The sequence below is a fragment of the Pedobacter sp. genome, assembly GCF_045627485.1.
Classification (GTDB): domain Bacteria; phylum Bacteroidota; class Bacteroidia; order Sphingobacteriales; family Sphingobacteriaceae; genus Pedobacter.
Map to the genome: position 1 here is coordinate 1 of NZ_JAZQNU010000074.1, position 13772 is coordinate 13772.

Below are 13772 nucleotides of genomic sequence, written 5' to 3' on the forward strand. Positions count from 1 at the left end.
TTACATATGATGCATTACTTAGGGCATCGGCCAGGGCTATGGCGTGCTGGTGATCTTTCACCAGGCGATCTATGTGGTGATCCAGCGCATAGATACCTGCCGCAGCGAGAAATCCGGCCTGTCTCATACCACCGCCAAATACTTTTCTCAGCTTCCTGGCTTTATGGATGGTTTCATTTGAACCGAGTAAAACAGACCCAACCGGGGCACCTAATCCTTTCGATAAACAGATTGAAATCCCATCGAAGTACTGGCCATAATGTTTTGCCTCATCGCCCGTTGCCACCAATGCATTAAATAACCTGGCTCCATCCAAATGTAACTTCAGCCCTTTAATGTTACAGAGGGTATGAATAGGTTCAATCTGATCGAGTGTATAACAGGCCCCGCCACCTTTATTTACGGTGTTTTCAAGAACTACTAAACTACTATGTGGATAATGAATGTTATCTTCATTAATTTCTCCTTCAATCATTTCGGGTGTTAGTATACCGCGATGACCATTTAGCAACCTTACGGAGGCTAGTGAATGATAGGCAATTCCCCCACCCTCATAGCGGTAAACATGTGCAGTTTGATCGCAAATGACCTCATCCATAGGTTGTGTGAAACATTTAATGGCAAGTTGGTTGGTCATGGTGCCGGAAGGGCAAAATAAACCGGCTTCCATATTTAACATATGCGCAAGTTTTGTTTCCAGGGCATGAACGGTCTCGTCTTCACCGAAAACATCGTCGCCAACTTTTGCACTCATCATGGCATCGAGCATTCCGGGGGTGGGCGTGGTTACGGTATCACTTCTTAAGTCTATTTTTGTTATCATAAAGATGAGGTTATCAATACAAATATTACCTTTTTTATAAGCAATAAGGAAAGGTCGACTAAATTATTACAAAAAATAAAAAGTGAGTACACACTTACCTTTTTTGAAGTAAAAGCCCCCTAAAAAGGCGTCGTAGGGCATTAAAAACTAAAAACCGCATTGGTATAGCCATTATTCGGACCTTGCTCACCTTATAAATAAATCTGCAAAATTTGGATTTTAAAATAACAAATGTAATTTAGGCTTAGTGTTTAATTAACAATAACCCTAAACGGGTTGAAATTGACTCTAAAAATAATTTTATTCCAGACGCCAATACGACGTGTCTAACAGATTAAGTTTAATTAAAAAATTAAATATTTATGAAAGACAACAACTCAAAAGGGTTAACATTATTCACTTTTATCCCGAAAAAAACAATTTAAGATGATAGTTATTGCAGATGGTGGTTCAACCAAAACCAATTGGTGCTTAATTAATGAAGCCGGTAGAAAAATTCATTTTAATACAGAGGGATATAATCCATATTTTTCGGATACCAACTATATCGTAAACTCGCTAAAAAAGACGCTTCCAGATCATATAGAAGCAGACAAATTATTAGAAGTTCATTATTACGGAGCGGGTTGTTCAACAGATTCCAAAAGAAAGATTGTAGAAGATGCAATGCAACAGGTATTTCCTAATGCAGAAATCAACATTGGTCATGATTTACTGGCATCCTGCCGGGCACTTTTAGGTGACGAGCCAGGATTTGCAGCCATACTAGGCACTGGCACCAACAGTTGTTTGTATGACGGAAAAGACATTACCTTAAACATCGATTCACTGGGGTATTTCCTTGGCGATGAAGGCAGCGGATGTTACATCGGAAAGCGTATTCTTAGTGACTACATGAAAGGTTATATGCCTAAAGGTCTTAGAGAAAGCTTTTATGACAACTTCGCCTTAACCAACGAAGATATTTTTGACCATATTTATAATAAACCATTACCAAACCGCTTTTGCGCAAGCTTTAGTAAGTTTTTATATGATTATAAAGAAACGTATGAAGACTATACTTTCAGCACGATAGAATATGCGTTCACTGCATTTTTTGACAACCTGGTGGTTCACTATCCAAACTATAAAAACTACACACTAAACGTAGTAGGCTCTGTAGGTTATAGTTACAGGGACATTTTGAGTATTGTTGCCGATCGTTATGAAATGGGGGTTGGTAAATTGATCCGCTCTCCTATAGACGATCTTGTTGATTATCACCTTAAAAAATCAAGAAAATAAGCCGCATAATTGCCTGAAATAGTAAAAGCCGAAAACGAAAGGTTTTCGGCTTTTTTATAACTCAAAACAATTGAAAGTTTAAAAAGATATTTCTTTACCAAATAACTTGGCGTATTTTCTTTTATCAAACTTGTATAACATGGCGGCACGAAAGGATACTCCTTTTTGCTTCTCATCAAGTTCTTTCAGTACGCCAAAACTGAGCATCTTTTTTCTAAAATTCCGCTTATCAAGCTTTTTCCCAAGAATCAGCTCATACACATTTTGAAGTTGAGTAAGTGTGAATTTTTCAGGTAATAATTCGAAAGCAATCGGCTGATGTTTGATCCGCCTTTTGATTTTCTCCAGGCCTTTTTCAAATATCTGCTGGTGATCAAAAGCAAGCTTTGGCAGGTCGTTAACATTTTTCCAGAATGCTTTTTTAGCATAACTGGTTAGCGGTTTCAAGGCCTTATCGCCACCCAGACGCAGTAAAGCGTAATAAGCGATACTCACTACCCTACCCTGTGGATGTCGGTTTACGTCACCAAAGGTGTAATACTGCTCCATATAGATATCACCCAAACCGGTGAGCTCTTTTAGAATGCGGGCTGCAGATTGATCAAGACTTTCGTCAGGGCCGACAATATTTCCAGGCAAAGCATACCAGTCCTTGAATGGCTCTTCGTTTCTTTCAATGAGCAGAATCTTTAATTCTCCTTCATCGAAACCAAAAACAACACAATCAATGGAAAAGGTTGAGTTAAAATGTGGCAGATGTTCTTCCAAATCGTTAAACATTAAATTTGAGGCGATAAACGTAGCATCACTGCAATATTACATAAAAAAAATACAAATAAATTACTTAGTGTAAGTAATACACACTATATTCGTAACATAAACATGAAACCAAATATAAAAAATATAGCAGTACTAACTTCCGGAGGCGATGCCCCAGGAATGAATGCATGCATTAGAGCTGTAGTTCGTACCGGCATTTACAATGGGATTAATATGTTTGGCGTACAACAAGGGTACCAAGGACTAATTGACGACAACATTATTCCAATGGGTCCTCGTTCTGTGAGTAATATTATACACTTAGGTGGTACCATTTTAAAAACAGCCCGCTGTCTGGAATTCAAGACAGAAGAAGGTATGGAAACAGCCTTTCAAAATTTAAAATCTAGAGATATTGACGGATTAATTGTAATTGGTGGCGACGGTACCTTTACCGGCGCGCGCAATTTTTCCCATAAATATGATATCAAAGTAATGGGTATACCAGGAACCATAGACAATGATCTATATGGTTCAGATTTTACTTTAGGTTACGACACGGCAATAAACACCGTGATTGAAGCAATTGATAAAATCAGAGATACCGCAGATTCACACGACAGGTTGTTCTTTATTGAGGTAATGGGCCGGGATTCTGGCTGTATTGCCCTAAGAAGTGCAGTGGCTAGTGGGGCCGAAGCTGTATTACTACCAGAACGATATACCAGTACAGATGAGTTGATTGCACAGCTAACTTTAGGTGCAAGCACAAAAAAATCTTCCAGTATAGTGATTGTATCTGAAGGCCACAAAGCTGGAGGTGCTTATGATATTGCCAAACAAGTAAAAGAGCGTTTTAATCATTACGACACTAAGGTTACCATTCTTGGACATCTGCAACGTGGTGGCAGTCCGAGTAGTTTTGACCGTATTTTAGGAAGTCGTTTAGGCTTTGCAGCCGTAAATGAATTGTTAAAAGGAAATACACGCCAGATGGTGGGATTACGTGGTAATGAAATTAAGTCGACGCCCATTGAGGATGCTTTGAGTAACCATAACTTCAAATTAGAAAGTGATCTTTTAGAAATGACAAAAGTTTTGTCGATATAAATTATGATGGCGGTTGTATACAGCGGTTCTAAAACTGCATTTTGGAAATTGGCAAAGGATGGGAAGACCATCGCAGAATGCAGTATGCCTGGCATTAACCCCTATTTTAATGATCAGAAGTCTATTTTGCAAATGCTAAATAAGAAGACGGTATTGATCAACCATGCGGAGAGCATCAAAAAGATGTATGTTTTTGCTGCAGGAGCCAGTACACAAGATAAAAAGGACGAACTGGCAAATACGCTTTCTTTGTTTTTCAAAAACAGTAAAATCATAGTTAAAGACGACCTGTATGGTGCGGCTGTTTCTGCCTGTTATACTGACAAAGGAATTGTGGGCATATTAGGCAGCGGTGCTCATTGCGCTTATTTTGATGGCAAACAAATGGAGGATAATAACTATGGAATGGGTTTTATTCTTGGCGATGAAGGATCCTCTAATTACCTTGGCAAGAAATTATTAACCTATTTTTTAACAGAAAATCTCCCACTTGATTTACGCGCGGAGCTGGAAACAAAGTATAACCTTGACAGGCCCGCTATTCTGGAAAGAATCTATAAAAAACCGTTAGCACAACAATACCTGAGTTCGTTCTTCGATTTCTTTATAGAAAACAGAACACATAGTTTTATACAAAAGATGGTTGATGAGGCGTTTGAATTATATACGCAACTTTATCTTCTGCCGACGATAAAATTACACCCGGGCAAAGAGATTCATTTTGTAGGTATTGTGGCCGGACATTTTCAAGATAGACTAAGGAGTATAGCAAAGAAACACGGTTTCGAAATAACAACAATCACTAAAGAACCAATATATAATTTACTTAATTACTATTCAAATTAATATATATTAATAATATGAGCAAAATTGGAATAAACGGCTTTGGCCGTATCGGCAGACTGGTTTTTAGAGCTGCATTGAAAAAAGGTTTAGATATTGTTGCTATAAACGACCTTGTTGAGCCAGACTATATGGCTTATATGTTAAAATACGACTCGACTCACGGTCGTTTCGATGGTACCGTAGAAGTTGAAAACGGACATTTAGTAGTTAATGGAAAAACAATCCGTATTACAGCAGAAAGAGACCCTGCAAACCTTAAATGGGATGAAGTTGGCGTAGAAGTTGTTATTGAGTCAACAGGTTTATTCCTTTCAGAAGCAGATGCTGGAAAACATTTAACTGCAGGTGCTAAGAAAGTTGTTCTTTCAGCCCCGGCAAAAGATGACTCCATCCCTACTTATGTAATGGGTGTAAACCATGATAAATTGACAGCAGATCAGAAAATTGTTTCTAATGCTTCATGTACAACTAACTGTTTAGCGCCAATTGCTAAAGTTTTACATGACAATTTTGGAATAATTGAAGGTTTAATGAGTACTGTTCACGCTGTTACTGCAACGCAGAAAACAGTTGATGGCCCGTCTGCAAAAGACTGGAGAGGTGGCCGTGGTGGTTTCTCAAACATTATCCCTTCTTCTACAGGAGCTGCAAAAGCAGTAACGAAAGTTATTCCTGAGTTGAAAGGTAAGTTGACAGGTATGTCGTTCCGTGTTCCGGTAGCTGACGTTTCTGTTGTTGATTTAACAGTTCGCTTAGAAAAAGCGGCAACTTATGAAGAGATTAAAAAAGCCATGAAAGATGCCTCTGAAGGGTACTTGAAAGGTGTATTAGGATATACGGAAGATGCGGTAGTTTCTTCTGACTTCATCGGAGATGATCATGCATCGATATTTGATGCAGAAGCAGGTATTGCTTTGAATGATAACTTCGTAAAAGTGGTTTCATGGTATGACAACGAATGGGGCTATTCATCAGCTTTAGTGAAATTCGTAGAATATTATGCAAGCTTAAAGTAAAACCCGTTCATACAGGTTTATATTTGGTTAGAAAAGGGATGTGCGTGGATGCGACATCCCTTTCTTTGTTACCAAGGCGCATTAGGTGGTAACTTTGTTATCATTCTGGCACCTGGATACCTTTTTTACTTTAAATTGTTTAACGCCATCGGGCATTTCCCAATCTACCAAAGCATCACTCGAATAGCCTAATAAGGCTATACCAATGGGCGCAAGTACTGAAAGCTTGTGGGCTTTCATATTTGCTTCTTCAGGGGTGACTAGGTGAAAAGAAAACTCCTGCCCGCTCTTAACATCTTGAATAGTAACAAGGGAATCAATAACAATAACGTCATCGGGCAAGTCATCTCTCTTAACAACCTTTGCGGTTTTCAATTCATTATTCAATTTTTTTTTGTTAAAATCAGACAGTTTACTACTGAGTTTCAAATGATTCATGAGCAAATCATACTCTTTTTGTGGAATAATTAATTGTGTGTTTTCCATGTCTTAAAAATAATTTAAGTTAAATATTAATGAGTTTTTGGGATGGGGGGTAAAGGACAGTTTACTGCTAAAAATGCCAGCCTAAATAAAGCGCTATGCGGGAGCTAGTAGTCCTCTACCTGTTTAATGATTAAATAAAAGAAAATGATGTTCTGAAGCCCCAAACCTGGAGCGATATGGAATGGGGCTTAAACTAGAAAGTCCTTGCTGGTTGTTTGGAATGAAAATCCAAATCTCGAATGGTTCTTATTCGTAGTATTATACGACAAGTATGCACGTTGCGATTTAAACGCAAAGCGAAACAAACTAGCTAAATAATATTTCCTTAAATTTTCCATTAATAAAAAAATCAAGCCGTTCTGTGACTTGATTCTTAAAGATAACATAATATAACTAAATAAACAAAGTCTATTTTTTTACCAAGCTTAGGATGTTTGGAATATCCTGCTCATCAGATGAGTATATTTTTAGTCTCTTATCTGCCGAATAAAGATATATAGAAGGGTATTTAAGGGGTTTAAATAAAGGGATAAAGATACGGTCCTTATCATGTAGCAATTTGACATTTTTCATACTCAAAAATGGTTTACCGTAGCGATCAACAAAGTAGTTCATTGTGCGAAATTCATCGAGCGAGATCAGGTAAATATTTACCTGAGCCAATTCTTTACTTCGCTTAGATAGCTGTGTCATGGTTGATTGACAATGGCCGCAAGTTCCATCGAAAAATACAATCAGGCTTTGGCGCCCGGATGGGATATCGGCTTTGGTAAAACCGGCATTATTTTGCGTATAGAATTTAAAGCCTGGCATTAGCGTGGCTGGAGCTTGTGCGGTGGCCGTAAAATAAAACAAAGAACATATAAGTCCTAAAAATAATCTTTTCATAATTTATCGTTTAATAATACCCTGAATTTAAGTTGTTTTTAATACTACAGCCCCAAGGGGTGGCAGGTCCATATTAATGGAATATTCACGGTAATGACAGGCTACATGTTCTGTAATATAGGCATGATCCTTTACCTTTCCACTGCCAAAAAACTCGGTGGCATCCGTATTAAAAATTTCTTTCCATTTTGCTTTAAATGGAAGCCCAACGCGGTAATTTTCCCGGTATACGGGGGTAAGATTTAATACCACAATCAACGTATCCTTTGCTTTCAAACCTCTTCTGATATAAATGTAGACAGAATGCTGTTCATCATCTGCATTAATCCATTCGAAACTTTCGTATGAATAATTATTTGCATACAATGCAGGCTCTGTACGGTATAAGTGGTTTAAAGCCTTTACGGTGATCTGCAAACCTTGGTGTGGTGGATACTTCAATAAATCCCAGTCGAGTGACCGCGTAAAGTTCCACTCACTGTTCTGTGCTATTTCATTACCCATAAAAAGCAGTTTGCTCCCTGGCTGTGTAAAGAGGTAAGTATACAACACCCGTAGGTTTGCGAATTTTTGCCATTCATCACCAGGCATTTTATAAATCATAGAAGATTTACCATGTACAACTTCATCATGCGAAAAAGGCATCATAAAATGCTCTGTAAATGCGTAGGTGATGCTAAAAGTAAGTTGGTGATGGTAATATTTGCGGTCAATCGGATCATGTTTAAAATACCTAAGGGTGTCGTTCATCCAACCCATCATCCATTTCATACTAAACCCAAGACCACCATCTTTCACCGGATGTGTCACTCCGGGGTAGGTACTGCTTTCTTCGGCAATTGTGAGCACTCCTTCATAATTCTCCTGGATTGCCGTATTGAGGTCTTTAAGAAATTCTATGGCGCCCAGGTTTTCTCTTCCGCCAAAAGCGTTGGTGCCCGCGTCTTCCTTTTTTCGCGAAAAATCAAAGTACAACATCGAGGCTACCGCATCAACCCTTAAACCATCAGCGTGGAACTGATCAATCCAATATAGCGCATTACTCACTAGAAATGAACGTACTTCATTCCTGTCATAATTAAAGATATAAGACTTCCAGTCGGGATGAAAGCCTTTTCGCATATCAGCATGTTCGAATAAATGCGTTCCATCAAATTTGTACAGTCCATGTGCATCACCTGGGAAATGTGACGGCACCCAATCTAAAATTACTCCAATATTACTTTTGTGTAATTGCTCTATTAAGTACATTAATTCCTGAGGGGTACCGTGTCTGGAGCTGGCCGCGAAATAACCTGTAATCTGATAACCCCAGGATGGGAAATAAGGATATTCCATGATAGGCATAAATTCTACATGGGTAAATCCCATTTCAAGGACATAAGGGACAAGAGTATTAGCGATTTCCTTATAAGTGAGTACTCTATCTGGATTACTGGGATCACGCTGCCAGGAGCCTAAATGCAACTCATAGACTGATACTGGTTGATTTAATGCATTTACTTTAGGCCTTTTTTTAAGCCATGACTTATCCTTCCATTCATACGCTGTATCCCATACGATAGAGGCCGTTTGCGGTGGATGTTCCCACTTGCGTGCGAAAGGATCACCTTTTTCAATAGCACTGCCATCAAAACCTTTGATGGCATATTTATAAAGTTCACCTTTATTCAAGTGCGGTATAAATCCTTCCCATATACCTGATTGATCTAGGCGCTTGTACAGTTTATGTGTATTTTTATTCCATTCATTAAAATTGCCAACAACAGAAACCTGTTGGGCGTTTGGTGCCCAAACACCAAAAAATACACCTTTTGTATTATTTACCTCAATAATTTTGGCTCCCAGCTTTTCATATAACCGGAAATGCTTTCCCGAGATAAACAAGGAGGTATCAAATTCGGTAAATAACGTGTGAACCCACACAGCAGCATGTTGTTTTTCAAATAGAACTTCTTTGGGCATGGGCGATTTAAAAGTTAAGGGTTTAACAAATAACAATATAGATTAATTAACTGGCATAGATCCGAATTTCATTGAAGCTCCTGCTGGTTCTAAAATGGAGTACACCAATTTCATCAAAGTGAAATTCAGCAGCTTCGCGTTCATCTATGATTACTTTTTCAACATCAAAGGGAATTCCGATCACTTTATGTTGGTACCACTCATAGGTATTTGTATACATGCCTTCGACACTTTGTTCAATTAATACCGAGTTTTCATCGCCTTTAACAATGAATTTTTTCTCTGAGTATATACCTTGTTCGAATGCATAGGTATCCCCATGATCTTCAAAGAAAAATGAATTTACTTCATAATCGGCATAATATATATTTAACATCACCTCTTGTATATTCTTTTCACCGACATACTGCATAACCGGATATTCAGGAATGACAGAACCGGCTTTAATAAATAAAGGCATAGTTTCAATAGAGGCCTCAATATGTAATTCATCCCCCCCCGACAACAATTCGTTGGTCCAGTAGTTATACCACAAGCCAGACGGCAGGTACACCATTCTTGAAATAGCTCCTTGTTCCAGTACTGGACAAACCAAAATCTTATCGCCAAATGAGAACTCATCCTCCCGATAGTGATTTTTAAGTTCATGTTGTTCCAGCATCACCATTGGCCGTAAAATTGGGAAACCATACCGATGATGCTCCCAGAATACAGAATACAAATAAGGCAATAACCGGTACCTCAATTCTATAAATTTGCGGTTAATGCTGGTGAAAGGTTCATCAAAGCTCCAGGGTTCCCTTGCAGCAGTATCACCTGCTGAGTGCGCACGCATAAACGGAGAGAAAGTGCCTAACTGAATCCAGCGTGTAAATAACTCACCGTCAGGCTCCCCACTGAAACCGCCAATATCTGTTCCACAAAAAGGAACACCCGACATTGCCATACGCTGGCATTGGATGTTACCCATTTTTAAATGTTCCCAGGTAGCTACATTATCGCCTGTCCACACACTACCATAACGTTGCATACCGGCATATCCTGCACGGGTAATGGTAAAAGGTCGTTTATTACGCATCAGCTTTTTCAAACCATCGTATGTTGACCGCATCATTTGCATGCCATACACATTATGAGCTTTGCGGTGCGAGCCGCGTCGGCCGTCAAAGTGATGACGTACATCATTTGGGAACGTACCGGAACCAAACACTGCGGGTTCGTTCATGTCATTCCAAACACCTGCTACGCCCATGTCTACCAGTTCTTTATACAGCCCTCCCCACCATTCCCTAACTTTAGGGTTGGTAAAATCAGGAAATTGACATCTTCCGGGCCACACATGTCCTTCCATATAATAATCATCGCTACGACGACAGAAGTAATTGTTCTCTTTACCTTCTTTGAAAACCCAGTAATTATCGTCGACCTTGATCCCAGGATCAATCATGACCACCGTTTTAAAACCAATGGCAGATAAATTACGAATCATCTTTTTGGGATCTGGAAAGTATTTTTTATTCCAGGTAAAGCATCGGTAACCATCCATATAATCGATATCGAGGTATATGGCATCGCAAGGTATTTTTCTGGACCGGAAACCTTCAGCAATCTCTTTGACCTTGCTTTCTGGATAATAACTCCATCGACACTGGTGATAGCCTAAAGCCCACTTTGGTGGCATCGGATGGGTTCCGGTAATACTCTGATAACGTTTCACAACATCCATCAAGTGGGGCCCATGGATATAATAGTATTGTAATTCGCCCCCATCAGACCAGAAACTTGTTTTATTATGATCTTCTCTTCCAAAATCAAAATGTGACCGGAAAGTATTGTCGAAGAAAATTCCGTATGAAGATTCCTTGTGCAGTCCCATATAAAATGGGATGGTTCTGTATAATGGATCCTGGTCCCAGCCAAAAGAATAAGCATCAGTATTCCAATTCTGGAAATGCCTTCCACGCAAGTTTAAATTACCCGATTTATCACCTAAACCGAAGAAATTCTCATCGGGCATACACCTTTTTGTTGCAAACACATGGTATCCACCAAAGTCTTTATTCTCTTCCCAATGCATAGGCGATTCATCCTCGCTCATCACCATTTGTGAATTATTGTCAATAAAAGAAATAAGAAAATCTTTCTTCCTGATATTGCAGGTGATGGTGTTTGTTGAGATGGTATAACTATCTTCTTGTTCGGCAAGATTAAAAGTGCTTACTTTTTGGTCCACTACCGGCACCGCATACGAAAAGTCATCTAAAAACACACCATTAGGCGCTAATCTTACTCTAAAGATTTCATCGCTTACCACACGAATTTCGACTCGCGCCTCTCCGTCAGAAAAATAAAACTTATTCCCTTCCTTATTGACTTTGGTTACTGCAGATAAATATCGTTTTACAATCGGTTTTAGAATGTTAACCGGATTATTTAAATGCTGGATGGTATCTTCTATTATTTCCTGAATGTTATCCTGTCCTATTAAGTCTTTTTCGTTTTCTTCTTCCATGAAATTTTATAGATAATAATAATAACAGCTAATGTGTTAAATATAATAGAAATAGCAAAGGATACGAAGATAATAGACAAAAATCACGCTGTGAATATGATATACTGATGTTTTTACTCTAAGGATTAAATGCTAAAGAAATATAGTAAATGGCACCCACCTGTGGATTTCCAAATGAAGTGATATAATATTTATTAAGCAGGTTGCTGCCACCTAACTTAAAAACTGAATTAACTGATGGAATTTTCAGGTTAACCTGGGCATCAAATGTACTATATGAAGGAACTTCGCCACTAGCGAAGGTGGAATTCCACATAAACTTCTCCTGCCAGCGATACTGTATATTGAAGCCAAAGTTCCGGATAATCTCTTTACTACCTAACCCCAGGTTATACCTGAATTCTGGTGTATTAAAACTATTGATAAAGCTTGCTGGCAGATCACCAATTTTATTCCAGGAAATATTACCACTTGCATTAAACTTACCAAACAGGTAATCTAAACCGAACGCAGCGCCATATAATTTCAGTTGGTCAGCAAGATTAATGGGTACACTGTATTTGGTGGTTATAGTTGGTGGATTAGCCGTGGTATTAGGTATGGGATTTTGATATAAATCAACTCCACCAATAAAGTCCTTATAAATGCTATAATAGACATAAGTGTCAATTAATAACCTGGAACCTAACAATCCTTTATAGCCTAATTCGAACGACTGGACACTCTCTGGCTTAATGCCTCCAGGATTGAGGTTATATACTTCCAGTAAAGCCGGATTGGGAGTACCTGCGGCGGCAGATGCTAAAAATGCACGGTAACTCGCACTTGTAACTGGCCTGTTGCTTAACAGCCCATATTTATCTACCAACTCTGGCAAACCACCAATTAAACGGGTAGAACCGCCTCCTACAGCTAAATCTATGTACTGATCTTGAGTTGTAGGATTCCGGTATCCGGTTTGGTACGACACCCTGACGTTATTGTTGGGTGCTACAGTAAGTACCCCAGTTACTCTTGGCGTAAAGCGTCCTTCAAAATTTTCACTTTTATCGTAGCGACCTGCAACCGTTAGTTTAAACTTATCAGCAAACATACGTTTCCCTAATTGTGCGAAAGCACCATATTCATCAATGACAATGTCGCGGGTTGCATCATCGAAAATTGTTCCGTCTGAGTGAAGAAAGTAATTTCTATAGGAACCACCTATCTGGAATTCAACAACATTGTTAAAGGCATTACTGAAATTGTACATGCCTTCATAATGGTATAGATTTGTTTTGTCGTTAAATTTTGCGCCGTTTTGGGGACCAATAGGTTTAGAGGTAATCACTTCTTTTGCGGTTTCAAATCCGACAGATCCTGGCAATAATCTTCCAATATCAGCTTGTGAGCGTGCAAAAACCTGAGCGGCCTCATCAGGCTGTCCCGCAACGCGGGCGCCCAGGTAATTGGCAATATATTGTGGAAACCAGGTGGTTGATGGCTTCCAGGCTTCATTGATAAAAGTTCCCAAAATTGTAGCGTTATAAGCTTCTCCTGATCGTTCCTGCGTGGTATATGCTCTCACAAAGAAATCCTGTCCCTTTAGTTCCAGTTTATATTGACCGATACTGAAGTTACGCAGCGAATAGCGGTCTGTTCCGGTATAAACAGATGTTCCCGTTCCCCAGTTCACCTGTGCGATCGCTTCCAAGGTATTAGAAAACCGGTAATTTAGTGTTGTAGATGTTTTTAATGATTTAGTATCATAATCAACCAGGTCCCGTTCGGCATATCCCGTCCTTGACACAAACTGATCGGGTATAAGGTTAGCTTTTAAGCCAAAATAAAATGGAAGGTAATTTTGTACTGTCGGACGTAAAGCTGCTGGTAAATTACCTAAAAATGCCGCCTGTTGTGCAGCAGTAGGTATGCCAGGCACTAACCTAAAGGCATTGTCCAAAACATCCCGAATATTTATTGTTCCACCCGTAGCGGCCAGAATACCAGCAATAGTTTGAGAGGCTACATTCTGGCTCACATTAATCATATTCTGACTAATCTCATCACCATAAACGTTCACACCGTCGTAATTTGGATCTGT

General features: G+C 39.1%; 11 protein-coding genes. 4 read left to right on the forward strand and 7 right to left on the reverse strand.

The window, feature by feature from the left end; genetic code table 11:
* On the reverse strand, nucleotides 1-823 hold an 823-nt coding region (locus ACR2F3_RS05665; protein ID WP_432709008.1), incomplete at its 3' end, for a threonine aldolase family protein.
* Nucleotides 824-1249: 426 nt separating this feature from the next.
* Here ACR2F3_RS05665 and ACR2F3_RS05670 point away from each other — a divergent pair.
* Nucleotides 1250-2107 carry an N-acetylglucosamine kinase gene (locus ACR2F3_RS05670; protein ID WP_432709009.1) on the forward strand — a complete coding sequence of 286 codons (858 nt, stop codon included), beginning with the start codon at nucleotides 1250-1252 and terminating at the stop codon, nucleotides 2105-2107.
* A gap of 78 nt (nucleotides 2108-2185) precedes the next feature.
* Here ACR2F3_RS05670 and ACR2F3_RS05675 read toward each other — a convergent pair whose 3' ends face one another.
* Nucleotides 2186-2887, reverse strand: a complete 702-nt coding sequence (locus ACR2F3_RS05675; RefSeq protein ID WP_432709010.1) for an NUDIX hydrolase — start codon at nucleotides 2885-2887, stop codon at nucleotides 2186-2188.
* A gap of 102 nt (nucleotides 2888-2989) precedes the next feature.
* Here ACR2F3_RS05675 and pfkA point away from each other — a divergent pair, with 102 nt between their 5' ends.
* Genes pfkA through gap form a run of 3 tightly spaced genes read left to right on the forward strand, consistent with a single transcriptional unit; the run spans nucleotide 2990 to nucleotide 5838 of the window.
* Nucleotides 2990-3976, forward strand: coding sequence for a 6-phosphofructokinase (pfkA, locus tag ACR2F3_RS05680; protein WP_432709011.1), 987 nt, complete (start codon nucleotides 2990-2992; stop codon nucleotides 3974-3976).
* 3 nt (nucleotides 3977-3979) lie between these two features.
* The gene (locus tag ACR2F3_RS05685) at nucleotides 3980-4822 is read left to right on the forward strand and encodes a hypothetical protein (RefSeq protein WP_432709012.1); all 843 of its coding nucleotides are present in this window, start codon (nucleotides 3980-3982) and stop codon (nucleotides 4820-4822) included.
* A 14-nt stretch (nucleotides 4823-4836) separates the two neighbouring features.
* Nucleotides 4837-5838 carry a type I glyceraldehyde-3-phosphate dehydrogenase gene (gene gap, locus ACR2F3_RS05690; RefSeq protein WP_432709013.1) on the forward strand — a complete coding sequence of 334 codons (1002 nt, stop codon included), beginning with the start codon at nucleotides 4837-4839 and terminating at the stop codon, nucleotides 5836-5838.
* An 81-nt stretch (nucleotides 5839-5919) separates the two neighbouring features.
* Here the strand turns inward: gap and ACR2F3_RS05695 are convergent, their stop codons facing one another.
* The 5 genes from ACR2F3_RS05695 to ACR2F3_RS05715 form a co-directional block, all read right to left on the reverse strand.
* Entirely contained in the window at nucleotides 5920-6324 is a 405-nt protein-coding gene (locus ACR2F3_RS05695) for a GreA/GreB family elongation factor (RefSeq protein ID WP_432709014.1), read from the reverse strand.
* A 408-nt stretch (nucleotides 6325-6732) separates the two neighbouring features.
* Nucleotides 6733-7212, reverse strand: a complete 480-nt coding sequence (locus tag ACR2F3_RS05700) for a peroxiredoxin family protein (RefSeq protein ID WP_432709015.1) — start codon at nucleotides 7210-7212, stop codon at nucleotides 6733-6735.
* Nucleotides 7213-7239: 27 nt separating this feature from the next.
* Nucleotides 7240-9177 (reverse strand): 1,4-alpha-glucan branching protein GlgB, encoded by a 1938-nt coding sequence (gene glgB / locus ACR2F3_RS05705; RefSeq protein ID WP_432709016.1) that lies wholly within the window; start codon nucleotides 9175-9177, stop codon nucleotides 7240-7242.
* A 46-nt stretch (nucleotides 9178-9223) separates the two neighbouring features.
* On the reverse strand, nucleotides 9224-11689 hold the full coding sequence (locus tag ACR2F3_RS05710) for a glycoside hydrolase family 31 protein (protein ID WP_432709017.1): 2466 nt from the start codon (nucleotides 11687-11689) through the stop codon (nucleotides 9224-9226).
* 118 nt (nucleotides 11690-11807) lie between these two features.
* The coding region (locus ACR2F3_RS05715; RefSeq protein WP_432709018.1) for a TonB-dependent receptor domain-containing protein at nucleotides 11808-13772 on the reverse strand (1965 nt) is incomplete at its 5' end.

Excerpts from the sequence above, each read along its gene's own strand:
- ACR2F3_RS05670 (WP_432709009.1), top strand. The coding sequence starts at position 1,250 with ATGATAGTTATTGCAGATGGTGGTTCAACCAAAACCAATTGGTGCTTA.
- ACR2F3_RS05675 (WP_432709010.1), bottom strand. The coding sequence starts at position 2,887 with ATGTTTAACGATTTGGAAGAACATCTGCCACATTTTAACTCAACCTTT.
- pfkA (WP_432709011.1), top strand. The coding sequence starts at position 2,990 with ATGAAACCAAATATAAAAAATATAGCAGTACTAACTTCCGGAGGCGAT.
- ACR2F3_RS05685 (WP_432709012.1), top strand. The coding sequence starts at position 3,980 with ATGATGGCGGTTGTATACAGCGGTTCTAAAACTGCATTTTGGAAATTG.
- gap (WP_432709013.1), top strand. The coding sequence starts at position 4,837 with ATGAGCAAAATTGGAATAAACGGCTTTGGCCGTATCGGCAGACTGGTT.
- ACR2F3_RS05695 (WP_432709014.1), bottom strand. The coding sequence starts at position 6,324 with ATGGAAAACACACAATTAATTATTCCACAAAAAGAGTATGATTTGCTC.
- ACR2F3_RS05700 (WP_432709015.1), bottom strand. The coding sequence starts at position 7,212 with ATGAAAAGATTATTTTTAGGACTTATATGTTCTTTGTTTTATTTTACG.
- glgB (WP_432709016.1), bottom strand. The coding sequence starts at position 9,177 with ATGCCCAAAGAAGTTCTATTTGAAAAACAACATGCTGCTGTGTGGGTT.
- ACR2F3_RS05710 (WP_432709017.1), bottom strand. The coding sequence starts at position 11,689 with ATGGAAGAAGAAAACGAAAAAGACTTAATAGGACAGGATAACATTCAG.